Raw genomic sequence first — 23,313 nt, 5'->3', positions numbered from 1 at the left:
GTTATTAATGTGCTTCAGTTCATTGAAGCGTTTTTTATCATTCTTTTCTATTCAAGACCTTTTTGTTTCTACGAATACGGCTAGCAAGGATAAGATGAAGGACATGACTGCAAAAATGGTTCTGATGAGATGTAGCCGGTTCCATTTTGATTCGTAAAAAGCTCTAAAAACGGCGAGTTTTTCTTTACTCAATTCAGCTAAATTCAAAAGCTCCAATTGGTTATTAAGGGGTACATTTCCCAATGCGGTAACGCCGAAAGTACCTAGAAGATATACCATGGAAGCAGCAAGTATTAACCAGAATACCAGTTTGTTGGAATGGAACTCGTAAATACTTGAAATGCTTAGACATGCCAAACTTCCGAAGAATATGATATAAAACGCCGGATTAAGAATAGCCTTGTTAATAGACTGCATGGTTTCTAGATAGGTGGCATCCGGTATTTTTTGAGTGCCGGGAATTACGGAGACCGACCATGCATAAAACAATCCGGCTGAAAGACCTGTAAGCAACACTGCACCAAATAAAATGAGCGATTTTATCGATAGTTCCATGGTAATAGAGGTTTTAGTTTATGTGTTTGAGTATTTATTACGAGGCAAAAATCTCAATAAACCAAAGGCCAAGCTTGACACTTACCGCCAATCTTTTGACAGTTTAAGCCAAACCCATACTATTACAATGATTTTCGGAATTCAATAGGGGTCTTTCCTACCCATCTTTTAAATGCGCGGTTAAATGCACTCTGTTCTGAAAACCCCGTTTCGAAAGCTATTTCAGAAATGCTTCTAGATGCATCCCTAAGAAGTATTTTGGATATTTCTTCCTGTTTTTTTTGAATTAAATCACGAAATGTGACACCATTTTCCGCTAATCTTCTTGTTAACGTGCGGTTGCTCATACCCATATGCTCTCCTATTGCCACAATGCTGGGAATTCCGCTTGGAAGTGCATCCTTGATTAAATTTTCAACGTCGATTGCGATACGATTGGCACTGATTTCAATGCCTTTTGTTGCTTCTTCAACACGTTCGACCAAAAATTTATTGATACTTGTATCTGCCTTGGCAGTTCTCATTTCCAAATCCGAAGTCTTATAGGTAATGGAATTGTTATTTTGATTAAACAGTACGGGACACTGAAAGGCCTCATTGTACCATTTAAGATTACTTGGGGGGTTATGCTTAAACGCTACCTTGACGGGGGATATATCTGTATCCGTCATTGCCCGCAATACTACCACGGTTGCTGAAAATGTGGCTTCATTTGAAAGTTCCACACCTCTTCGATACCCTTCTCTAAATAGATGTATTTTAGATATGTCATGGTCTTTCTCAACCTTAAAAACATAAGTGTTGGATAGTAGCTTAAAATAGCGTTCACTGCGTTCAAATATTTCTCCTGCCTTTGAGCAGGTCCTCCATGACAACCCAAGCACCCCATAATCTTCTATCTTCATTTGTTGTCCAACCCTCACAGAAAAGCCTGGCCCCAAGATATGGTCTAACCTTTCGTGAAGTTCAAAAAAATGATTTGCAGGGACTGCCTGCACTTCATGTAAAGTATCAAAAGGAATGGGTAAATCCTTAAAGTCCTCGCTCCTCATACCTTCCGTTATAGCATGTTCCATTACTTTACGATATAGGCTGATGGAGATATAGTTCATTTGTCTTTTTACTTGTCCAAATTGATATTAAAAAAGAAAAGGTCCTACGGTATTTGTGAAGTTCGGGTATTTCTTGCCACCGAGTTATCCAAAGAATCCTATTTCTATCCTAAAATAATGATCCGTTCCGATTCCGAGAACTTTATGCGCTGATTTTTGGGTTTTTTAATGAAATTCTATGGTAACATCCCATTCATTGTGCAGTTAGATCTAAAGCTTAGAGTTCTTAAAAAATGATAATTGTCATGTTTGCCCCTAATTCCATTGGTTAATTTTGGCGAAAATAGTCAGCAGTTGTATTCATAGGTTCGGGCTAATCGAAAATAAGTCAACATTAAAACTACGAGTAACAAATATGAATCTGGTTGAATCCGCAACTGTGTAATCACAAAAGAATTGTCCTCATGAAATTACATTCATTCCATATTCCTGTAATGGGGATAGGTTTCACCATTGACACCCCATTGAAGGTTTCCCATTTAGGTATAGACTCCGTCATTTCCTTGGTTGACGATATCCTATTGGAAAAACTGAGAAAAATGTATTGTGAAATGTTTGAGATGCCCTATCATGAGATTTCGGAAAGCATAGAGGATTTTAGGGCTAAAAGAATTACTTCCTATCTTAATTTGATAAACGATCTGGCGGAAGAAAAGTTTGGGAAGCTTAAAGAAATCACCACCGGGTGCAGCAATGAGTTGAAACAATACTTTAATATTTTACCCGATACCTCTGCTTTAAAACAGCAATTTAAGTCTTTGACCTCATATGGTTTTAACTTGAGCAAGCTTAAAGATTTGTTGGAGACAAATCTTTCAATGGGCAGTATAGATGTTAATATCATGACCAAGGTCGATAAGGAAAACTACCAAAAAGCCCAGTTACTCCCTGTCAAATATAATGATGCTCATGCCGCCTTAAGAGGTTATGCCAATAGCAATCTGTCTTCATCGGTAATACTGTCTGCCGGAATGAATCCCAGGCTATACAGTTATATGGAGGAATTTGAGGACTTTTACGCTGATGCGAAGGGAAGAATCAAAAAGAAAATAGTTTTAAAGGTAAGCGACTATAGATCAGCTTTAATACAGGGAAAGTTCTTGGCGAAAAAGGGATTATGGGTATCGGAATATAGAATTGAATCCGGACTTAATTGTGGGGGGCATGCCTTTGCCACGGACGGATATCTTATGGGACCCATACTTGCCCAGTTCAGGGACAACAAAGAAGAATTGACCCAAGAGATACATAAGATTTTGGTTGACGCGCTTTCCCATAAAAAAGCCCATATCCCTTCACTACCCTTACCTATAAAGATCACAACCCAAGGCGGGGTAGGTACTGCGGAAGAACATCAATTTTTATTGGAACACTATAAAGTGGATTCTGTAGGTTGGGGAACTCCTTTTCTTCTGGTGCCAGAAGCCACCACCGTAGATAAGGACACATTGAACAAATTGGTTGATGCCAAAGAAGAAGACTTATATCTTAGTAACATATCTCCCTTGGGTGTACCTTTCAATAACCTTAAAGGAAACACCAAAGATGAAGAAAAATCAATTTTAATAAAGAAGAATAGGCCAGGAAGTTCTTGTCCTAAAAAATATGTCGCCCTAAACAAAGAGTTTACGGAAAAAGCGATTTGTAGTGCGTCAAGACACTATCAATATCTAAAGATCAAGGAATTAGACAAAAAAGAACTTCCTAAGAAAACCTACCAAAAGGAATATGACAAAATTGTGCAAAAAGCATGCGCCTGTGTAGGATTGGGAACTGCAGCGCTATTAAAATATAACTTGGACACCAAAAAAGAAGGTGAGGGGGTTTCCGTTTGCCCGGGTCCAAACATGGCCTATTTTTCCAAAACCATGAATCTAAAAGAAATTACCGAACATATTTATGGGAAGTCTGATGTAATTGTTAGGAACGATCGTCCCAACATGTTTATAAAAGAACTTGATCTCTATCTAGAGTTTTTAAAAACCAAACTGGAAGAAACAAAAGATTCAGTCAACGGGAAACAAAAGAAATACCTCTCTACGTTTGCAAAGAACCTAAGCGAAGGAATTTCTTATTATCAGCATATTTTTGGCGGTTTGAAAACCGCTTTTAAAAATTCTAAATTACAGATTCAGAGCGACTTGGATAAGGGAAGGAATGTCCTGAACCAAATATGCTCCGAACTGGAAGAATTACAAATTAAGACTAAGAATGGTTAAAATCTTTTAAGCACCTATAGCCGTTGTTTTATTGTAAAATGAGGATATCTCCTTTTACTTAACTAAAAAGGAAGGATCGCTTATATGGAAATCCCTTAATACTTAGATATTTCTATAAAAACTTTGGAAGATAATATAACACCAACCTATTAGAAATGATAGTTAAGTTTTAACATTGTTCCCCTTGGAAGCACAGGAACAACAACAAAACTGGCATCGGGATTTTCTTGGATGAATTGGGCCGTTATGCCATTGGCATTGGCCCCAAAACTGTTTGCGCCAAAAAAGTTGGCCAGGCCTTCGGAGTTAAATAGGTTGGTCACTAAAAGATTCACCGACAAACGTTGGCTTAGGGCATAACCCAATCCAAAATTAAAAATGCTATAAGCCGGCAGCTGAAAAGCATTGCCAACGTTGCCTTCTCTGGCTCCCATAAACTGCCACCGTAGATAAGCACTCAATTTATCTTGTTCATACTCGGCACCCAGGTTGAACATAATGTCCGGGTTAAACGGCAATACGTTACCGGAGAAATCTACAATTGTATCATCATCTGTACCTACCGTACCTGCAGCATCGTAGACCGTCCATTTTGTAGCTTCGGCGTTTTGAAAAGTACCGTTCAATCGCAAGGTCAAATAGGAGGTGAGTGAATAAGCACTCTCCAGTTCCAAACCAAAGGTTCTCGAATCGTTAAACTGAACCGGTGTATAAAAGATACTTCCGTCGTCCGGATCAAATTCAAAATTTGTGGTACCGATATCTTTAAGTTGACTCCAAAAAAAAGTTGTGGTTGTAGAGAAACTTTTACGACTCCACTTTAAACCAAGTTCTGCTTGCTTAATTTTTTGGACTTCTCCCTTTTGATTGATAGGTACGTTAGAGAAATTATTAAAATAATAATTCAGTTCAGGAGCTTTGTTTCCTGAGGAAAAGCGCCCGAATATGGCCGCTTCGTCATCAAGGCTATGGTTAATTCCAAAGGAATAGGAAAGATAATCATAGTTAAAATCAAAATTATCCTCTTCACCGGTCGATGCCAAAATTCCGTTGTCATAGGCAGTCGTAGGATCACTGTCCAAGCCACCATTCTGCTGAAAGGGCGCAAACCGATCTTTCTTGCCCTTATGTTTAATTGCTTCGTATCGGATGCCCAGATCCAAATATAATTTTTCGTGAATTTTCCATCGATCATTGACAAAGGAGGCCAATTGACTCACTTTGGCCTCGGAATTTATATAAAATAAACCACCATAATTGCTAACTCCCATATCATCCGATAATGCAATAACGGGCTCTCCGGGGTTTTCTAACGTCACTTGCAACATTCTGGGGTTCGGTTCATAGGTTACGTAAGCAAAGCTCCCTTGGGTGAATAGTGAAGTGTTGGAAAAACCGGAAGCGATACCCAGGTTCAGATCATGGTTTTTCCATTTTTTTCGAAATGTTAATCGATCGATCCATTCATTTGCCTCCGATTGTTTATACCAAGCCGATGTACCCATAATGGCATCGTTAGGTAAGGTGCCGTTACCTACATATGTGAAAGAATCTCCCGTTAAAATTGCACTGTTATCTATACGGGCCACCTCAGTACCAGATTGGGCATCCTTAAATACAACTTGTCCTATGGGAAACTGAGCCCCACTAATAAAATAGGCCAGAGGATCATTTAAAGAAACAAATGCATTGCTAATAGACGTTTGCCAATCGGCTTTCTTTCTCGAATATTTAGCCTTGTAACTTATAGACCAATCCCTACCAATGTCTTGAAAAAAATCAATACCAAGTGCCAAATCTTGGGCATGCACCCCACGAGAAGGGTCAAAACTATTCGTTCGGCCTTCAGCAAGGTCGCGCCCGTCCGGAATATTGGCTTTAAAAGCAGGCATCAACAATGCGGTGGTATTAAAATCCTGACCAAATGCTTCAAGTGGACTATCCCAATCTACCGCAGCTACACCTGTATATCGGTTGGTAAAATCATCCAATATTTTGCCATAAAACTTAATATGTCCGTGATTGTTTTTCTTAGTGACGTTAAACTTAAACTGTCCACCTTCACTAAAGGTAAAAGGAGTATTGCGCGCACCGTCATCACGACGGTAATGACCACCAGCATTAAAGAACCAATTATTGCCCCATGGTCCGCCAATTGTTCCGTCGATTCTGAACAATGGATTTTCTTCGCCTTGTACCCCTCCCTGTATCTCAAATTCCCCGCCAATATGCTTGCGAAGACCATGGGAGATGAAGTTATAGATTCCTCCGGGAGCATTAAGCGCGGTTATGGAGGCACTTCCACCCCTTACCGCTTCTACTTTTTTTGTCGTGAGATCCAAACGATGAAAAATATCGGGGCCGTAGTATGAGTGTTGGACTAAACTTACCGGCAATCCATCTTCTTGCAAAGAAACGTAATACCAGCCAAGATCGTCCTCAGCAGCTGCAGAAATACCCCTGGAGTATACCCTTGTAAACACCTCTCCTGCCGAAGGATCCGTAAACGTACCCGGTATGGCCCGTAATAGATCGGCAGTTCCTCTAGAAAAAACTTTACCCAAAGTATTGGATTCTAGCACCGTGATAGCTGTGTTCGATTCAAGTTGGGTGCGCGGTTCAAATGTTCCGGTAACAACAACATTTTGTAGGTTTAAAAGATCGTCTTCCAATAGCACGGAAAGAGATATTTTTTCAGTTCCCACTTGTAGGGTATCTCTATATGTTTTGGCACCCAAATGGGTTACGACTATATTGTAAATGCCAGGATCAACATTTTCTATTTCAAAGACGCCATTCCTGTCGGTAATTCCAAAATAGTCAGCAGATTCTAGACTTATGTGAACTCCCGGTAAGGGAGAACCTTCAGCATTTTTAACATCGCCTGTTACCTTTACTTGTCCAAAAACTATGTTGACCCCACTATATACCAATACTATTACCAGAGCAAAATTTTTATTCATTATGTCTATAGGACTAAAAGGGTTTAATTAAGATTTTGAAAATTAGTATTTTATACTCTAATAATACAGGCCAAATTTGAACTGGTGATCTTTGGGTCGTTTACTTGATTTTTTACTCGATATCAAATTTAACTTGTTGAAATCAATGTAGAAAATTAATTCAAACCGAATATAGATTGTTTCACAATCAAAAACTTACATCTTTCGTTCCCAGATAGAACAGGACAGATTTTTCGAATTTTATCGATAAGTTTGATTGGATCGGAATCTATTTCGGTTTAAAAGACAACAAACATTGAGAAGTATATGAAAACCAGAGTTTTATTTTTTCTGCTTTGCAGTACGGTTGGTATTTGGCTGAATGCCCAATCACACACACCTATTAACCCGGACCAAGCTAACTACGCGCTTAACAAGGTTCCTTTTAATTTGACCATTGAATGGATAAGAAACCCTGAGAAAGTCGCTATTATAGATCCTAAACCAGAATATGGCTGGGTGGTGCCAAAAACTGCAGTTGTGCAAACAGGGTATCAAATCCTTGTTGCATCATCAAAAAAAAGCATTGACGCCAACATAGGGGATGTTTGGGATAGTGGACAAATACACCATAACCATTCTTCAAATATCTCTCATGGGGGAAACTCCTTAAAACCGAATGCAACCTACTTTTGGAAAGTACGCATCTGGGACCAAGATCATGTACATTCCCCATATTCCCAAAGTCAGAGTTTTCAAATGGGATCTCAAAAAATGACCATAACCACTCCAAACATTTTTCAGGTAGACGAAATTAGACCTACTCTATTTGAAAAACGGGGTGACACCTATTTTATAGATTTTGGAAAGGCAGCCTTTGCAACAATCAATTTTACATATCGAGCAAAATCTCCTCATACCCTTACAGTTAGAATAGGGGAGCAATTAGAAGGTATTAACATAAATAGGAACCCATCTAAAAAGAGTACCATTCGGTACCAAGAAATCAAAATGCCCGTGGAACCGGGCCAAATCAAATACCAGCTTCAGGTAAAAACGGATAAGAGAAATACTTTGCCGGGAAAAGCATTGCCCTTACCTGAAGGATTCCCGGTGTTAATGCCCTTTAGATATGCTGAGGTAGACGGCGCTCTAGAAAAGCTATCTGAGGATAATTTCACGCAACTTTCCCATCATAGTTATTGGGAAGATAACACAAGTAGTTTTGAAAGTTCAAATGACATTTTGAATCAAGTTTGGGATTTGTGCAAATACTCAATTAAAGCGACAACGTTTAACGGTCTTTATGTTGATGGTGATCGCGAACGAATTCCCTACGAAGCGGATGCCTATCTTAATCAATTGAGTCATTATACCACTGATAGCGAATATGCCATTGCCCGACAAACCATAGAATATTTTATGGAACACCCAACGTGGCCCACGGAATGGCAACAACATGTAGCCTTGATGTTTCATGCCGATTATATGTATACCGGCAATACTGAACTAATTGAAAAATACTACGAAGGCTTAAAACATAAAACCTTGACAGAGCTCTCGCGAGAGGATGGTCTAATTTCATCTACAAACGTGACTCCGGAATTCATGACAAAGTTGGGTTTTAAGGATGATAAAGAGAAATTAAGAGATATAACCGACTGGCCTCCTGCTGGTTGGGGTGGAGACCCCAACGTAACAGGAGAACGAGATGGATTTGTTTTTATGCCCTATAACACTGTAATCAATAGTTTTTATTACAAGAACATGATGATTATGGCTGAATTCGCCTCTATTTTGGGAAAAACCGATGAGGTATTGGATTTTGAAATGCTTGCATTGAAAGCTAAAAAATCAATCAACGAAAAATTATTGGATAAAAACAAGGGGTATTATATAGATGGTGAGGGAACAGACCACTCGTCCATTCATGCAAATATGATGCCCTTGGCCTTTGGTATCGTACCTAAAGAATATGTGTCATCAGTTGTTGAGTTCATTAAATCCAGGGGCATGGCCTGCAGTGTTTATGGTGCTCAATATTTAATGGATGCATTGTACCACGCCGAAGAGGAGGATTATGCACTTGAATTACTTACCGACCAGAGTGACCGAAGCTGGTACAATATGATACGAATTGGCTCAACAATCACCTTAGAAGCTTGGGACATGAAATACAAACCAAACGCCGATTGGAACCATGCATGGGGGGCGGTTCCTGCAAATATTATCCCACGAGGGCTATGGGGAATCCAACCTAAAACACCAGGCTACAATATTGCCACAATTAAACCGCAGTTGGGCACTTTGAAAAAAAGCAGCATTGAGGTACCCACCATCAGAGGAACAATAAGGGGCACCTATGTTTTAAAAGCTGATGGAGTAGCGTTATATAACATTGAAATACCTGCTAACATGGGGGCAGAATTTATTTTATCTCACAGAAACAACGAACAAATGATTCATAATGGCAAAAAAACTTTGCAGATTTTTGAATCCTTGCATTTAACTCCGGGAAAACACGAAATTCAGTTGATAAACAGTTTTTAAGCAAAAAAAAGCTTAAAGCCACTGATGATTTAAATTGAATGCCTATCTATAAAGTGGACCGGGTTTTTTACTATTCCCTTCTCATTGTTAAGAATCATAATGACCACCGTCGCTCCCAAGGCTTCCCCTAGTAGCGGGAACTGTACCCGGTACCCGGACCGGTGTCCGCCCTTGGCGGATATGACCCCGCCGATATGTCCACGGGTGCAAAAACAAAAAGCCACCGACTTTTGGTCAATGGCTTCTCCTAGTAGCGGGAACTGGACTCGAACCGGTGTCCGCCCTTGGCGGATATCGTCCCGCCGATATGTCCATGGGGCAAAAACAAAAAGCCACCGACTTTTGGTCAATGGCTTCTCCTAGTAGCGGGAACTGTACCCGGACCGGTGTCCGCCCTTGGCGGATATGGCCCGCCGATATGTCCACGGGTGCAAAAACAAAAAGCCACCGACTTTTGGTCAATGGCTTCCCCTAGTAGCGGGAACTGTACCCGGACCGGTGTCCGCCCTTGGCGGATATGGCCCCGCCGATATGTCCACGGGTGCAAAAACAAAAAGCCACCGACTTTTGATCAATGGCTTCCCCTAGTAGCGGGAACTGTACCCGGACCGGTGTCCGCCCTTGGCGGATATGAGCCCGCCAATACAATCATTTATTTATTTAACTATTTGATAAACAGATGTTTAAAATATATATAAGGATAGCCCTGTAAACCCGAACAGCTTTAAAGGGGTTGTTACCGACTTAAAATTGTTACCCGTGTCCTATGTTTCGAGAATTATTGAATACTTAGTTATATTTTTGTAATAGTCTAATAATATGGAACTTACTAATAATGGAAACAGAATTTGATGTAAACACGATTATCGCATCAGGAATTCAAAACGAACTGGATCTTGAAAGAGCCTCTATTGCTCGCAGGTTGTTGAGGCTTATGGTCAAGGAAAATAGCAAGTTGGAACCAATCAGAAAAAAACTTGGTGACGTTATTAGAGCTTATGAAGACAAAAATTGGTCTCGAAATCCCAATATCTCCCAGAAACAAATAGAGGAAAGTGACCTGGCAGTATTAAGGGCGGAAAAAGAAAAGCCATTGATTCGTCAATCCTTGCTCAATACCGTGGAACATTTAGAGTAGGCGACAAAGCTCTCCAACACGGTTTTTATGTAAGTTTGAGAATTTTTTAATTAAACGACAACTGTTCTTAGTGCAGTTTCAATTGAGAATCTGCAGTGATAGAATTTGAGTTCACTGTAAAGTTTAAATTAAGGTGGGATTATTTACTTCAAGTTCTACATATGGATTGTCCCGTAAAACGCTGGTATTATGGGACAGTAAAAAAGGCTAAATCGAACTTACCAACTGGCATAAGCGAGTTTTTTTTTGAATGCGTTTACGCCAAATTATAGCTATTGTTGTACCTAGTTGTTCTGATTAATATATCTAAACAAGTTGAATCCAAAATCGTATACTTCATGGGCATTGTTGAATTGAATCATGCCCCATTTTTTATTTTTGTCGAATAGGAAAAGACAGTTGAACCCATCATTATTGCCTTCGTGCCCATAGACTACATGATAGTCAATATTGTACTTGGCGAACCCTAAAGTCCAGGCAATAGCGCCCTCTTCCGAAAGTAGGGTGGGCGCCTCGGCCACCGTAATTTGATTTGTAAAAAGTAAGTCATAACTTTCTTCGGAAAGTCCCTTGTTTTCCAAAAGGGCTATTACCCATTTTGAGAAATCAATTGCGTCTGTGTGGATGGCAGAGGCCGCATTAAACTCCCTGGCCGTCCAATGGTTTAATGGCAATTTAATTCCTTCCTTATGTGGGGCGGCTTTATGGGCCAAATTATATTCGTCCTGTACGAACTTAGTGTACTTCATGCCCAAGGGCACTGCAACTTTCTTCTGGTAAAATTCTTCTAGACCCTTGTAGTCCGTATCCAGTATCGATTCCAAAGCCTTTACTAGGTATTGATAACCTTCACCTGAATAACTAAAATCCGTTCCTGGTTCGAAGCCAATATAGAGATTACCATCTCCCCGCCAATTGGGGAACCCGGTAGTATGTGAAAGCACCATTCTTGCAGTTACTTGATCATAGCGTTCGTCAAAATTATAATTGGCGTGATGAGCTGGATCAAGATAGGCTGCCAATGGTGTGTCCAAGTCCAATTTTCCTTCCTCAACTAAAAACATGGTCATATAAGCAAATAGGGCTTTAGACGTAGAGGCTCCTTCGAATAGAGTTAAATCCGTAACCGGTTTCAAGGAATTATTATCCGTATGCCCAATAACATTGTGATAGGCTATACGCCCATTGTTGATTATTGCAAACGAAAGTCCAGGGATTTTCATCAAGTCCATTTGTTGCCGAATAAAGGAATCTATGGAATCGGCCCGGACTTCTCGATCGTTTAGGTTGAGAACAACTTTATAATCTTCGGGGCCATTATTTTTTGTTGATTTATCCTTGCAGGAAGATAATATGGCCAACGAGGTGAGCAGTAAACAAAGGGTTTTCGTTTTCATAGAGATGGTGTTATTATCATAAAGAGAAAACCTAGTATGAAATGTTACAGTTGTTTAAGAATCGTATTGAACTTGGCCCCAGGCACCGATTGAAAGGAATAATGATAGAAAACTGTAAATCCAAAAAAATGAACATTTTTTGAAGCTTTCTTAGAAACAGAGTTATTATTAGGATAACTTTTGTACTCTTAAAGATTTCTGAAGTGCGATTGTTAAGGTTATTATTTGCATTTAGATAGTGCTTTAAACCAAATATATTCCCACTTGGATTCAACAGGATTAAATCTAAACAGCGAAGTTTTTGCAAATAAGATGCTAAAACATTAAAAATAAACACTTTAACATCTAAAAGATTTTTATGTTCATACATCAAAACACCATTTATTAACTACCTTTAAAATAAACAATTTCAACTGCGAATTACTGGTTTCAAAAGACAGCAGAATAATCTACTCAAAGTAGAAAAGCTTTTTTAACGATCTAGGAGTTAAGATGTAAAAGTTCATTGCTTTTTGTGCGCACTAGCTAGATGATCACCTTTACTTTTTACTTGACCATTAAACTGAAAACATGAAATTATATATTAAATATATGGTTAGTCAACGTTGCAAAATGTTGGTAAGGGAAGAATTGAAAAAGTTAGACTTGGACCACGCAACATTGGATCTCGGAATGGTCGAAATCTTGGAAGACATTCCGAAAGATAAACAAATTCTTTTTGGGCAAAACCTTCTTAAATCGGGACTTGAATTGCTTGATGATACTAGGAGCATCCTAATTGAGCGAATAAAGACTGCGATTATAGAAATGATTCATTATACGGATGAAATTCCAAAAACCAATTATTCTGGTTATTTAAGCGAAAAATTAGGATACGACTACACATATTTGTCGAACATGTTTTCTGAAGTGAAAGGAATCACCATACAGCATTATATCATCAAACATAAAATTGAAAAGGTAAAGGAATTACTGTTATATGATGAGCTCAACCTCACAGAGATTGCCCATAAACTTCACTATAGTAGCCCATCCCATCTGTCGAATCAATTTAAGAAAGTAACCGGTCTCACACCATCTTTTTATAAAAAGCTAAAGGAAAAAAGACAGCAAAATCTCGAAAACCTGTGATATATGCAAGGTTTACAAACATTTATATAGTATACTTCCCATGATTCTGTCGCACCTTTGACTTCTGTTATGATTTTAATGAACGGTACAAAATACACAGCATTTATGGACATATTCAAAAAGGACAATCTTGTTTACGGTATTCTCAAAAAATTAAGAGATGTCTTTAGACCGATATTTGATAATGAAAGCCTACAAAACACAAGGTGGAATGAATTGGAGATAAACCTAAAACCAGATTTGATCAAAATAAAAAAGTAACTTGGGGCAATGGCAAAATAATTCCTCATTATATAAAGAGAAAGAAAATTTAACTTAGTTGGTTGATGAATACTTCTAATCTGTTTAGAAGTCCAAAGAAGAGCAGGAACTAAAAAACACTGCTCTTTTTTCGTAAAAAAACTCAATAAATTAGACTTCTTATAACTAAAGTCTTTGCCAAACAAATTTATATAGGTAGATAGCACAGATAAAAATATATCCGATGAGGAAATGCGCTTATTACTTTATTCTATTGTTAATGATGTGGGTGCTCACTGTTCCGCTTCCACAAATTAATTAAAAATTAAAATTATGTCGAGAGAAAAAGAAGATAAACAAAAATCTGGGAAAACGGCACCATCAAGCACTCCTAAAGAGAAAAAGGCCGCCAAAAGGGCAAAACGGAACGCAAAGAATACAGCGGAATAAGAGGAAGAAGGAAAAGATCATAAACCTTATTGCTTAACTGTGGAAAATGGTGAATTTGAGGAATCCAAGAAGTTTAACTTGGTAGATATAGAGTATACTTCTAATACGATAGTTGTAAAAACATAATAGTCGAAAACAACTGTGTCATACACCCATTTGTATTCGATTATGGTAAAGTGCAATCTTATAAGAAATAAATAAGTCATCTGTTTTAATAATAAAAGGCACCTTTTGGAAAAGAATAAAGTGGAAAATAGATTCAAAATAGGAGATGTCGTCTGTGCCAAAGTGAGGCCTTCGGTATCCCTTGTTGTACGATTGTACGCACGCAAGGTTTACTATTGCGCCATTCAAAACAATCCTCTGGCGAATGAACTGGTCTATTTTGATAGGGAATTAAAATCTTGTGATGGACTCCCACAAATTTGGAAAACTTAAGAAACAACATTTATGAAAGCGGATGCATTGGTTTATTGCGAGAACGAATTTGGTAGTGTAGACGGTAAAGTAGCTAATGGACTTATTCGGCAATCGGAAAGGTATTCTATTGTTGGAATTATCGATAGCTCAAAGAAGGGACAAGATACAGGTGAACGTCTTGATGGTGTAAGCAACGGAATCCTCATTTTCGAAAGCATAGAGCATGCCTTAGAAGAATTAAGCACTATCCCGGAATACTTTATCTATGGTATCGCCCCACTCGCTTCCTTTTTAAACGATGAACAAAAAGAAATTATTTTTACCGCTATGAAGAGTGGGATGAACATCGTTAACGGTCTTCCTGAGTTTTTTAATGACAATATTCATTATACTAATATGGCACTCAAATATGGTGTGACTATACAAGATGTCAGGAAACCACCAGCGCGTAAAAACCTCCATAATTTCTCGGGACGTATTGGAGAGGTAAAGGTTCCTATAATTACGGTAATGGGAACCGACTGTGCTGTAGGCAAAAGAACCACCGCATTAGTATTAGTGGAAGCATTACGGAATGAAGGCCTGAACGCCGTCTTTGTGACCACCGGTCAGACTGGCTTGCTCCAAGGCTCTAAATACGGAGTGGCCATAGACGTTTTAACATCAGGGTTCGCCACCGGTGAAGTTGAAAACGCCATCTTAAATGCCTATGAGCAAGAACAACCCGATATCATTGTTGTTGAGGGCCAAGGGGCTCTGAGTCATCCTGCATTTACTTCTTCAAGTGCCATTATTCGTGGGGCAATGCCCGATGCAATTATTATACAGCATCCCCCAAAGCGAAAAAGTTATTGTGACTATCCTAAAATTCCATTGCTAGACTTGGTAGACGAGATTGAAATGATAGAGGTATTCTCTAAATCAAAAGTTATAGCCATCACCATTAACCACGAAAACATGACCAACGTTGAGGTCGATAATGCCATTAAGCGGTATGAATCTAAATATGATTTACCTGTTACAGATGTCTTACTGCACGGATGCGATAAACTGGTAAGGGAGTTGATCAAAACATTTCCAGAGTTAAAAAGAGAGTCGGTGTTGATTTGAATCTTCCCAGGATAGATATAGATTTGGGAAAGATTGCCCACAATACGCAACAGTTGAAAATACTGTATGGCTCTAAGGGCATCAATATAATAGGGGTTACCAAAGTGATCGGGGGCAATCCAATAATTGCTGACGTATTGGTCAAAAATGGTATTGAGATTATTGCCGACTCTAGAATTTCGAATATTATAAAAATGCGCAAAGCGGGTATACGAGCACAATACCTGTTACTCAGAACGCCTGCACTCAGCCAAGTGGAAGAAGTGGTTATTCATGCTCATATAAGTTTAAATTCCGAATTAATAGTTCTAAAAAAACTTTCGGAATGCGCCTTAAGAAACCATATTACACATAAGGTTGTTCTTATGGTGGAACTTGGAGACTTGCGAGAAGGAATTATGCCATCGGAAATGAATGCTCTTGTAAAGGAGGTGCTAAGTTTGGAAGGTCTAGAGCTGATGGGTATAGGAACAAATCTCGCATGCTTTGGCGGAATAAGCCCTGATGCGGACAAAATGAACGAGTTGTCTTCAATAGCGATCCGTTTGGAAGAAAAATTCAAAATCACCCTAGCAATGGTGTCCGGCGGAAACTCTGCAAATTACAACTGGTTTACGTCTTCAAAGGATATAGGCAGAATAAATAGCTTACGATTAGGCGAATCTATTTTTTTAGGCAGGGAAGCACTTTGTAGAAAACCTATACCAGGACTTTTTACCGATATTTTTACCTTAAGAGCAGAGGTTATCGAAGCAAAACGAAAACCATCACAACCCTATGGGGAAGTATATCAAAATGCGAACGGTGATATACCCATGTTTGAGAATAAAGGCTTGATGGATAGGGCCGTTCTCGCGATTGGAATGCAGGACGTCATTGTTTCAGGAATCACTCCAAAACAAAAAATAACCGTGTTAGGTGCTAGCAGTGATCACATGTTGATAGACAATACCAAAACAAGTTTAAGAGTGGGAGATACGGTAGCGTTCGACCTGAATTATAGCGCATTGTTAAGAGTATTCAGCACCCCCTACATTACAAAAAACACAATCGATTTATATGAATGTGCAAACATACTGTGAAGCGGTCGAGATAAAAGACCTTCAGCATAAACTTTTGGCCCCATCCATTTGGGTTCGGGAAAATCATTCACCACTAGTGAGTTTGTTAGATACTAGTTTTAATTTGATTTTTGAACCTTCAATATCAAAAGACTATCAGTACCTCGTCAGAGAAGATATATTCATAAAAATAGGCCGAATCAGCAAACAATTGGATAGGCAAAATAAAATTTTGATTGTTCGTTCTGCTTGGAGATCTTCTGAACATCAACAACTTTTATGGGATTCCAAATTTGCCTACTACCGGAAAAAACATCCCGAAAAATCGAATACTGAAATCAAAGAAATCATAAGCTATTTTATCGCTTCCCCAACAATGTCCATGCACGCTACAGGCGGAGCAGTAGATGCTTTGATTTATGACAAACTTGAAGATCGTGTGATGGATTTTGGCACCAACAACGGATTGGAGATTAATCTTTCAAAAAAATGCTATCCCTACTATCCAGATATTAGTCCTGAGGCGAAAAAAAATAGGGCACTTCTAATCGGTCTATTTGAAGACGAAAATTTTGTATGTGATTTGAAGGAATATTGGCATTTTGATTACGGCAATGTTGTTTGGGCCATTGAAAAAGAAAAGGAATATGCCATTTATGGACCCATAACTTAGCCATGTCAACCCACTGAATGAAAAGTAAGGGTTTTATTACTATCTTCGAAACCCTTGAATTGACTTCCCTGTTAAAACAAAAAAACGTTTGCAAGATAATTATTATCGTTTACTATAAAGAAAAAAAGAGGGCTTTTGCCCTCTTTAAATAGTACTGGTCCTTAAGAAAAACGTATTAGTTTTAAGGCATTATGCCTCCGGTGATTTTTCCAGCTCTCATGGCGGGTCAATGGCCTGTCAATACTATTATTGTTGTCTTGAGGTTCTTTCTTCGTATGCTTCATAATTCCTTCTCTATTTGCTTACTTGTGATAGGTGTAATACACACCTTTATCTACACATCTTACAAGATGCAAAGATAGTTGAAACATAACACTATTAGATCAAGTTTAACACGACACTAAGACAGATAAAATGAGGGATACAAGCTATTTGAACACCTAGAATTTTGACTCAGTCCGCCTGCCGATAGCACCCTTCCAAAGCCAATTAACCCCATACAACTGTTATCCACTCTTAAAACGCCTTACTAATAGCTTAAAATGTCCTTTTGGCTAAAAATAGTCTTTCGCCGGCGGCTAAAGTTCCCATAGTTTTTTTTCTGTCAGAATCACTTCGTTTTTCATGACCACAGACTTTCAGATTAAAAGAACCTGGGCAAATAGTATCTTATCCGTAATATACAATGTGTGATTTATGTAAGATTGGCTTGAATTAGTATAAGAAGCTCGGGTACGGGAAATCCTATCTTTATAATTAAACCTAATTACTATGGATAATGACCCTATGGGTGAGATAAAAAGCGTATTGAAAAAAGGTCAGTGGAGAAATCTGATCATTATTACTGCATTAATGGTATTACTATTTGCATTTAAACCATGGGTTCAGATTGGTGCCGGTGAGCGAGGCGTTGTCCAGAATTTTGGTGCCGTTCAGGACAAAGTATTGAATGAAGGCATCCACTTCAAAATTCCAATAGTGCAAACCGTCATTTTAATGGACGTAAAAATTCAAAAAGCGATGACAGATGCTGCCTCTTCATCCTCTGACTTGCAGGATGTGGATTTATCCGTAGCCCTTAATTATCACATTATACCCGATAAAGCCAATTTGGTATATCAAACTATTGGTGTGCAATTTAAGGAGCGGATCATTGACCCTGCCATTCAGGAAGTAATGAAAGCGGTGTCGGCCAGATATACTGCCGAGGAATTGATTACCAAAAGACCGGCGGTCAGTACCGAAATGCAGCAAGCGCTTACATCAAGATTACTCGCATCCAACATATCGGTCGACGCTTTTTCGATTATCTCATTTAGCTTTTCCCAAACCTTTACCGATGCCATTGAGGCAAAACAAACCGCGGAGCAAAATGCATTGAAGGCAAAAAGGGACCTGGACAGGATTAGGGTCGAAGCAGAACAGACCATTGCTGCAGCAACAGCCGAAGCAGAGGCGCTACGGTTACAAAAAATGAATATTTCACCCGACCTTATTGAACTCAGGAAGATAGAAGCAAACCTTAAGGCCATAGAAAAATGGAACGGGATTTTACCTGAGGTAACGGGTGCAGGGGCAATTCCATTCATTGGAGTTGGTGATGCAATTAAAAACAAAAGATGAGAATATCTTTGGATTTGAATACAGAATCCATAATTATTGGGTTAGTGTTCATCCACCTTATAGTGGGCAGCATTCGAGGGCTGTATAGATATCGAATGATTGAAAAATACCAATACAACTACTATGGCGACCATCCCATGAATCTTTTGGGCAAACTAGCACACAATTGGTTAACTGGCACTTTCAGTTGGACTACTTTTTTACTTTCAGCTTCCTTGACTATTATGCTGTTTTTACTCTTCAATTCATGAATTGATTAACAAGGCAAGGAGTCATCCGTGGGGTTGAATCTTTATTAGACTCGAAATGTTATCGGTAATCACGCAGCAATTCTTATCGTTTAAAACCAAGTGATTTTATGAATCCGACTTTTGGCAAGGCTTAAAAATCTGTGAACTTCAGAATCTATGGTGAAAGAGTTAATGTGCAAACCCTAGTAAGAATTGAAAATCGTGGTTGGATCAATTTTGAAATATCACTCTTAAAGGTGTTGCCCCGGCATAAGCTTTTGTAAGCGTATTACTGTAGATGTTTCCTCGATATCATCTTCCCAAACCTTTACATTCTCAATAAATGAGATAATAAAATTTCCCCCAACATGTTTATCAATATGTAGTGGATATTTTTCAAGTATAACCGACAGAATCTCATCAAAAACAACTATTTCTTCCATACCCAATGCTGTTTTACAACAAAATGAATATCCGTCCTCAACACGCCCAAAAAAGACCCCTTCTACTTTTTTTATTTGATCTATTCCTTGGTGCGGAGGAATGGCCAATGTGGTCAAAAAAATAAAGAATAGCATTGTTCGCATAATTATTTTAATCTTCTTGAAAAGGAGGATAACTTTTGGAATTTGGGTTCAAGTACTCTTCCGTCATTAAGATACCCGGTTTATTTTCGAACCATAGCTGTCCATAGTCAAAGCTTAATTTCGGTACTTATAAAGAAAACAACAAACAATACGTAAAATGCCATCTTCAAAAGATGGCATTTTGACTAATACGTAAATTAGAGGCTTTTTAGGCCAGTTCCACATTTACCGCGTTCATTCCTTTTTGGCCTCTTTCCATCGTGAATTTGACGTTGTCATTTTCACGAATCTCATCGATAAGACCACTTTGGTGTACGAAGACATCCTCATCCGAATCTATAGGTTTTATAAAACCAAAACCTTTGGCACTGTTGAAAAATTTTACTGTTCCTTCTTTCATTACTTTATATTCGTTGTTTACTATTTTATTCAATACTTGTTTTATAATCTTAATTTTTTGTTGTTTAAATTGTGCTACTACCGTGTTGGAATGTGTTGTATTTTCCCCAACTTGCGCAAAACTCCAATATGATCCCTAATGGCCGTAGCGAATGTTCGTTTTGTATTATAAGGCATTCCATATTCCTTGGCGGTATCAGCCACAATATCTGATATTTTTTTATAATGTATGTGACAGATGTTAGGTAGTAAGTGATGTTCTATTTGATAGTTCAATCCCCCAATCAACCACGAAAAAAACCTACTTTTGGGGGCAAAATTGGTAGTGGTGGCCAATTGGTGCGCAAACCAATCTCCTTCAACCTCACCATTATTATCAGGCAGGGGGAATTCCATATTTGGCATAATGTGTGCCACTTGAAATACGATACTTATAAGCAACCCGGTAACAAAGTGCATACTAAGAAAGGCAAGGATGACTATCCATGGAGCAATTGGTACCATTAACAGTGGTATAATCAAAGCATAGGAATAGTACAATAGTTTCCAGCCTATGATTTTTAATAGTTCATTTCTGAACTCATTCTTTTTGTTTAGGAACCCCATTTTTCTATAGCGGCCTAATCTTATGAAGTCTTTGGCAGTTACCCACGAGACTGTGGACAGACCATAAAAGAACCATACATACAAATGTTGAAACCTATGGAGTCTATATTTTTTTGCGTGTGGCGAAAAGCGCAGGAAAAAGGGTGCGTTAATATCATCGTCCGCTCCTTCTATGTTTGTATATGTATGGTGTAATACGTTATGCTGGATCTTCCATACCGTTGCGTTCGCACCTATTAGGTTCATGGTGTAGCCTAGGTACGTATTCACTTTTTTATTTTTGGAGTATGAACCATGAATGGCATCGTGCATAATACCCATACCAATTCCGGCCATCCCGATTCCACTGGTTATATATAAAACGAAAAGCAACCATGGGGTCGCGACAACGCCAATATTGGTCAGCACCAAGGGTGCAAAGAATAGTGTTAACATTACTATCGTCTTAACCACCATGCTGTTGTTCGCATGCTTACTCTTATTGTTCGTTTTGAAATACCGGTTGACCCTGTTTCTTAATGTTTTTGAAAAAGCAGAGTTTGTTATTTCTGAAAATTTTGGATTTTTGATACTATTATTGTCGTTTTAAATCCTTGTTTACAAATGCAGTTTAAGGATTATGGATAAGCCTGAATAGGTTTGGGGACAATTGGAAACGTTCATTCTAAATACAAATGAATATTTAAACCAGTACCGCCAACCTATTTGTGGACTAAAAATATTTTTTGCACTATTACTAAAAATAGAGAGAGCTGGAAAAGAATATTGAATCTGGTAAGACAAGACTAATCGGAGCTTTCCGAATTTTAACTTGATAAAGGTAGCTGTAATTTGGGCAATATTCGCCAATTATATGTTAAATACTGATATTCAATGTTTTATAACATAGGATTTAGATGATAAACCAAAAGCTATAATTGGGTGAATATGTATTTTATCAATATTTCTTCATTGATCTACTAAAAGGGCCTTTTTACGAAACACTTTTGACATCGGAAGGAACTCTTGATAATGGAGTCCCATTTCTGGTCTTATTTAGTGGTTTCGTTAATTCACCTTTTATGGAACACCCAACGTGGCCCACGGAATGGCAACAGCATGTAGCCTTGATGTTTCATGCCGATTATATGTACACCGGCAATACTGAACTTATTGAAAAATACTACGAAGGTTTAAAACATAAAACCTTGACAGAGCTTTCGCGAGAGGATGGTCTAATTTCATCTACAAATGTGACTCCGGAATTCATGATAAAGTTGGGTTTTAAGGATGATAAAGAGAAATTAAGAGATATAACCGACTGGCCTCCTGCTGGTTGGGGTGGAGACCCCAACGTAACAGGAGAGCGAGATGGATTTGTTTTTATGCCCTATAACACTGTAATCAATAGTTTTTATTACAAGAACATGATGATTATGGCAGAATTCGCCTCTATTTTGGGAAAAACAGATGAGGTACTGGATTTTGAAATGCTTGCATTGAAAGCTAAAAAATCAATCAACGAAAAATTATTGGATAAAAACAAGGGGTATTATATAGATGGTGAGGGAACAGACCACTCGTCCATTCATGCAAATATGATGCCCTTGGCCTTTGGTATCGTACCTAAAGAATATGTGTCATCAGTTGTTGAGTTCATTAAATCCAGAGGCATGGCCTGTAGTGTTTATGGTGCTCAATATTTAATGGATGCATTGTACCATGCCGAAGAGGAGGATTATGCACTGGAATTACTTACCGACCAGAGTGACCGAAGCTGGTACAATATGATACGGATTGGCTCAACAATCACCTTAGAAGCTTGAGACATGAAATACAAACCAAACGCCGATTGGAACCATGCATGGGGGGCGGTTCCTGCAAATATTATCCCACGAGGGCTATGGGGAATCCAACCTAAAACACCAGGCTACAATATTGCTACCATTAAACCGCAGTTGGGCACTTTGAAAAAAAGCAGCATTGAGGTACCCACCATCAGAGGAACAATAAGGGGCACCTATGTTTTAAAAGCTGATGGAGTAGCGTTATATAACATTGAAATACCTGCTAACATGGGGGCAGAATTTATTTTATCTCACAGAAACAACGAACAAATGATTCATAATGGCAAAAAAACTTTGCAGATTTTTGAATCCTTGCATTTAACTCCGGGAAAACACGAAATTCAGTTGATAAACAGTTTTTAAGCAAAAAAAAAGCTTAAAACCACTGATGATTTAAATTGAATGTCTATCTATAAAGTGGACCGGGTTTTTTACTATTCCCTTCTCATTGTTAAGAATCATAATGACCACCGTCGCTCCCAAGGCTTCCCCTAGTAGCGGGAACTGTACCCGGACCGGTGTCCGCCCTTGGCGGATATGACCCCGCCGATATGTCCACGGGTGCAAAAACAAAAAGCCACCGACTTTTGGTCAATGGCTTCTCCTAGTAGCGGGAACTGTACCCGGACCAGTGTCCGCCCTTGGCGGATATGGCCCCGCCGATATGTCCATGGGTGCAAAAACAAAAAGCCACCGACTTTTGATCAATGGCTTCTCCTAGTAGCGGGAACTGTACCCGGACCAGTGTCCGCCCTTGGCGGATATGACCCCGCCGATATGTCCATGGGGCAAAAACAAAAACCACTGACTTTTGGTCAATGGCTTCTCCTAGTAGCGGGAACTGTACCCGGACCGGTGTCCGCCCTTGGCGGATATGGCCCCGCCGATATGTCCATGGGGCAAAAACAAAAAGCCACCGACTTTTGATCAATGGCTTCCCCTAGTAGCGGGAACTGTACCCGGACCGGTGTCCGCCCTTGGCGGATATGGCCCGCCGATATGTCCACGGGTGCAAAAACAAAAAGCCACCGACTTTTGGTCAAT

At 39.0% G+C, this 23,313-nt stretch carries 21 protein-coding genes; 14 read left to right on the top strand and 7 right to left on the bottom strand.

Annotated elements, in window-relative coordinates:
• Positions 1 to 51: 51 nt before the first annotated feature.
• Both ACEQ81_RS00105 and ACEQ81_RS00100 read right to left on the bottom strand, forming a co-directional pair.
• Positions 52 to 555, bottom strand: coding sequence for a DUF1772 domain-containing protein (locus ACEQ81_RS00105; RefSeq protein WP_411028803.1), 504 nt, complete (start codon positions 553 to 555; stop codon positions 52 to 54).
• A gap of 122 nt (positions 556 to 677) precedes the next feature.
• The gene (locus tag ACEQ81_RS00100; protein WP_411028802.1) at positions 678 to 1,667 is read right to left on the bottom strand and encodes an AraC family transcriptional regulator ligand-binding domain-containing protein; all 990 of its coding nucleotides are present in this window, start codon (positions 1,665 to 1,667) and stop codon (positions 678 to 680) included.
• Positions 1,668 to 2,071: 404 nt separating this feature from the next.
• Here ACEQ81_RS00100 and ACEQ81_RS00095 point away from each other — a divergent pair, with 404 nt between their 5' ends.
• On the top strand, positions 2,072 to 3,886 hold the full coding sequence (locus ACEQ81_RS00095) for a hypothetical protein (protein WP_411028801.1): 1,815 nt from the start codon (positions 2,072 to 2,074) through the stop codon (positions 3,884 to 3,886).
• 149 nt (positions 3,887 to 4,035) lie between these two features.
• Here ACEQ81_RS00095 and ACEQ81_RS00090 read toward each other — a convergent pair whose 3' ends face one another.
• Positions 4,036 to 6,849: a TonB-dependent receptor gene (locus ACEQ81_RS00090; RefSeq protein WP_411028800.1), complete on the bottom strand. Its 2,814-nt coding sequence runs from the start codon at positions 6,847 to 6,849 to the stop codon at positions 4,036 to 4,038.
• Positions 6,850 to 7,155: 306 nt separating this feature from the next.
• Here ACEQ81_RS00090 and ACEQ81_RS00085 point away from each other — a divergent pair, with 306 nt between their 5' ends.
• Positions 7,156 to 9,378, top strand: coding sequence for an alpha-L-rhamnosidase C-terminal domain-containing protein (locus ACEQ81_RS00085; protein ID WP_411028799.1), 2,223 nt, complete (start codon positions 7,156 to 7,158; stop codon positions 9,376 to 9,378).
• An 835-nt stretch (positions 9,379 to 10,213) separates the two neighbouring features.
• Positions 10,214 to 10,516, top strand: coding sequence for a hypothetical protein (locus ACEQ81_RS00080; RefSeq protein WP_411028798.1), 303 nt, complete (start codon positions 10,214 to 10,216; stop codon positions 10,514 to 10,516).
• A gap of 284 nt (positions 10,517 to 10,800) precedes the next feature.
• Here the strand turns inward: ACEQ81_RS00080 and ACEQ81_RS00075 are convergent, their stop codons facing one another.
• Entirely contained in the window at positions 10,801 to 11,913 is a 1,113-nt protein-coding gene (locus ACEQ81_RS00075; RefSeq protein WP_411028797.1) for a serine hydrolase domain-containing protein, read from the bottom strand.
• Between the two features lie 570 nt (positions 11,914 to 12,483).
• On the opposite strand from ACEQ81_RS00075, the gene ACEQ81_RS00070 reads away from it, so the two are divergent.
• The 8 genes from ACEQ81_RS00070 to ACEQ81_RS00035 all read left to right on the top strand — a co-directional run bounded on the left by ACEQ81_RS00070 (position 12,484) and on the right by ACEQ81_RS00035 (position 18,872).
• Positions 12,484 to 13,044 (top strand): helix-turn-helix domain-containing protein, encoded by a 561-nt coding sequence (locus ACEQ81_RS00070; protein ID WP_411028796.1) that lies wholly within the window; start codon positions 12,484 to 12,486, stop codon positions 13,042 to 13,044.
• A gap of 105 nt (positions 13,045 to 13,149) precedes the next feature.
• Positions 13,150 to 13,305 carry a hypothetical protein gene (locus tag ACEQ81_RS00065; RefSeq protein ID WP_411028795.1) on the top strand — a complete coding sequence of 52 codons (156 nt, stop codon included), beginning with the start codon at positions 13,150 to 13,152 and terminating at the stop codon, positions 13,303 to 13,305.
• Between the two features lie 660 nt (positions 13,306 to 13,965).
• Complete coding sequence (locus tag ACEQ81_RS00060; protein ID WP_411028794.1) at positions 13,966 to 14,172, top strand: hypothetical protein; 207 nt, start codon at positions 13,966 to 13,968, stop codon at positions 14,170 to 14,172.
• Between the two features lie 12 nt (positions 14,173 to 14,184).
• Positions 14,185 to 15,264: a DUF1611 domain-containing protein gene (locus ACEQ81_RS00055; protein WP_411028793.1), complete on the top strand. Its 1,080-nt coding sequence runs from the start codon at positions 14,185 to 14,187 to the stop codon at positions 15,262 to 15,264.
• On the top strand, positions 15,261 to 16,346 hold the full coding sequence (locus tag ACEQ81_RS00050; RefSeq protein ID WP_411028792.1) for an alanine/ornithine racemase family PLP-dependent enzyme: 1,086 nt from the start codon (positions 15,261 to 15,263) through the stop codon (positions 16,344 to 16,346). Before ACEQ81_RS00055 ends, ACEQ81_RS00050 begins: the two co-directional genes overlap by 4 nt.
• On the top strand, positions 16,324 to 16,998 hold the full coding sequence (locus ACEQ81_RS00045; protein WP_411028791.1) for a M15 family metallopeptidase: 675 nt from the start codon (positions 16,324 to 16,326) through the stop codon (positions 16,996 to 16,998). The genes ACEQ81_RS00050 and ACEQ81_RS00045 overlap by 23 nt, the downstream gene beginning before the upstream one ends.
• Positions 16,999 to 17,769: 771 nt before the next feature.
• Positions 17,770 to 18,621 carry a prohibitin family protein gene (locus tag ACEQ81_RS00040; RefSeq protein WP_411028790.1) on the top strand — a complete coding sequence of 284 codons (852 nt, stop codon included), beginning with the start codon at positions 17,770 to 17,772 and terminating at the stop codon, positions 18,619 to 18,621.
• Complete coding sequence (locus ACEQ81_RS00035) at positions 18,618 to 18,872, top strand: hypothetical protein (RefSeq protein ID WP_411028789.1); 255 nt, start codon at positions 18,618 to 18,620, stop codon at positions 18,870 to 18,872. Before ACEQ81_RS00040 ends, ACEQ81_RS00035 begins: the two co-directional genes overlap by 4 nt.
• Before the next feature lie 230 nt (positions 18,873 to 19,102).
• On the opposite strand, the gene ACEQ81_RS00030 is transcribed toward ACEQ81_RS00035, so the two are convergent.
• From ACEQ81_RS00030 to ACEQ81_RS00020, 3 genes are all read right to left on the bottom strand, one after another.
• On the bottom strand, positions 19,103 to 19,438 hold the full coding sequence (locus tag ACEQ81_RS00030) for a hypothetical protein (protein ID WP_411028788.1): 336 nt from the start codon (positions 19,436 to 19,438) through the stop codon (positions 19,103 to 19,105).
• 208 nt (positions 19,439 to 19,646) lie between these two features.
• Complete coding sequence (locus tag ACEQ81_RS00025) at positions 19,647 to 19,838, bottom strand: cold-shock protein (RefSeq protein ID WP_411028787.1); 192 nt, start codon at positions 19,836 to 19,838, stop codon at positions 19,647 to 19,649.
• 77 nt (positions 19,839 to 19,915) lie between these two features.
• Positions 19,916 to 20,878 (bottom strand): fatty acid desaturase family protein, encoded by a 963-nt coding sequence (locus tag ACEQ81_RS00020; RefSeq protein ID WP_411028786.1) that lies wholly within the window; start codon positions 20,876 to 20,878, stop codon positions 19,916 to 19,918.
• Positions 20,879 to 21,504: 626 nt separating this feature from the next.
• Between ACEQ81_RS00020 and ACEQ81_RS00015 the strand changes: the two genes are divergently transcribed.
• From ACEQ81_RS00015 to ACEQ81_RS00005, 3 genes are all read left to right on the top strand, one after another.
• Positions 21,505 to 22,248, top strand: coding sequence for a trehalase family glycosidase (locus ACEQ81_RS00015; protein ID WP_411028785.1), 744 nt, complete (start codon positions 21,505 to 21,507; stop codon positions 22,246 to 22,248).
• 3 nt (positions 22,249 to 22,251) lie between these two features.
• On the top strand, positions 22,252 to 22,632 hold the full coding sequence (locus tag ACEQ81_RS00010) for an alpha-L-rhamnosidase C-terminal domain-containing protein (RefSeq protein ID WP_411028784.1): 381 nt from the start codon (positions 22,252 to 22,254) through the stop codon (positions 22,630 to 22,632).
• Positions 22,633 to 23,013: 381 nt separating this feature from the next.
• Complete coding sequence (locus tag ACEQ81_RS00005) at positions 23,014 to 23,196, top strand: hypothetical protein (RefSeq protein ID WP_411028783.1); 183 nt, start codon at positions 23,014 to 23,016, stop codon at positions 23,194 to 23,196.
• Positions 23,197 to 23,313 lie beyond the last annotated feature (117 nt).

Origin of the sequence: Spongiimicrobium sp. 3-5, from assembly GCF_046557915.1 — a bacterium.
Classification (GTDB): domain Bacteria; phylum Bacteroidota; class Bacteroidia; order Flavobacteriales; family Flavobacteriaceae; genus JBHEBG01.
Note: the sequence above shows the minus strand (reverse complement) of the source record. Positions and strands in the feature narration are given on the sequence as shown.

Coding starts and splice junctions, on each gene's coding strand:
- ACEQ81_RS00010 (WP_411028784.1), top strand. CDS start 22,252: ATGAAATACAAACCAAACGCCGATTGGAACCATGCATGGGGGGCGGTT.
- ACEQ81_RS00020 (WP_411028786.1), bottom strand. CDS start 20,878: ATGTTAACACTATTCTTTGCACCCTTGGTGCTGACCAATATTGGCGTT.
- ACEQ81_RS00075 (WP_411028797.1), bottom strand. CDS start 11,913: ATGAAAACGAAAACCCTTTGTTTACTGCTCACCTCGTTGGCCATATTA.
- ACEQ81_RS00030 (WP_411028788.1), bottom strand. CDS start 19,438: ATGCGAACAATGCTATTCTTTATTTTTTTGACCACATTGGCCATTCCT.
- ACEQ81_RS00090 (WP_411028800.1), bottom strand. CDS start 6,849: ATGAATAAAAATTTTGCTCTGGTAATAGTATTGGTATATAGTGGGGTC.
- ACEQ81_RS00105 (WP_411028803.1), bottom strand. CDS start 555: ATGGAACTATCGATAAAATCGCTCATTTTATTTGGTGCAGTGTTGCTT.
- ACEQ81_RS00095 (WP_411028801.1), top strand. CDS start 2,072: ATGAAATTACATTCATTCCATATTCCTGTAATGGGGATAGGTTTCACC.
- ACEQ81_RS00025 (WP_411028787.1), bottom strand. CDS start 19,838: ATGAAAGAAGGAACAGTAAAATTTTTCAACAGTGCCAAAGGTTTTGGT.
- ACEQ81_RS00085 (WP_411028799.1), top strand. CDS start 7,156: ATGAAAACCAGAGTTTTATTTTTTCTGCTTTGCAGTACGGTTGGTATT.
- ACEQ81_RS00045 (WP_411028791.1), top strand. CDS start 16,324: ATGAATGTGCAAACATACTGTGAAGCGGTCGAGATAAAAGACCTTCAG.
- ACEQ81_RS00070 (WP_411028796.1), top strand. CDS start 12,484: ATGAAATTATATATTAAATATATGGTTAGTCAACGTTGCAAAATGTTG.
- ACEQ81_RS00015 (WP_411028785.1), top strand. CDS start 21,505: ATGGAACACCCAACGTGGCCCACGGAATGGCAACAGCATGTAGCCTTG.
- ACEQ81_RS00100 (WP_411028802.1), bottom strand. CDS start 1,667: ATGAACTATATCTCCATCAGCCTATATCGTAAAGTAATGGAACATGCT.
- ACEQ81_RS00080 (WP_411028798.1), top strand. CDS start 10,214: ATGGAAACAGAATTTGATGTAAACACGATTATCGCATCAGGAATTCAA.
- ACEQ81_RS00055 (WP_411028793.1), top strand. CDS start 14,185: ATGAAAGCGGATGCATTGGTTTATTGCGAGAACGAATTTGGTAGTGTA.
- ACEQ81_RS00065 (WP_411028795.1), top strand. CDS start 13,150: ATGGACATATTCAAAAAGGACAATCTTGTTTACGGTATTCTCAAAAAA.
- ACEQ81_RS00040 (WP_411028790.1), top strand. CDS start 17,770: ATGGATAATGACCCTATGGGTGAGATAAAAAGCGTATTGAAAAAAGGT.
- ACEQ81_RS00035 (WP_411028789.1), top strand. CDS start 18,618: ATGAGAATATCTTTGGATTTGAATACAGAATCCATAATTATTGGGTTA.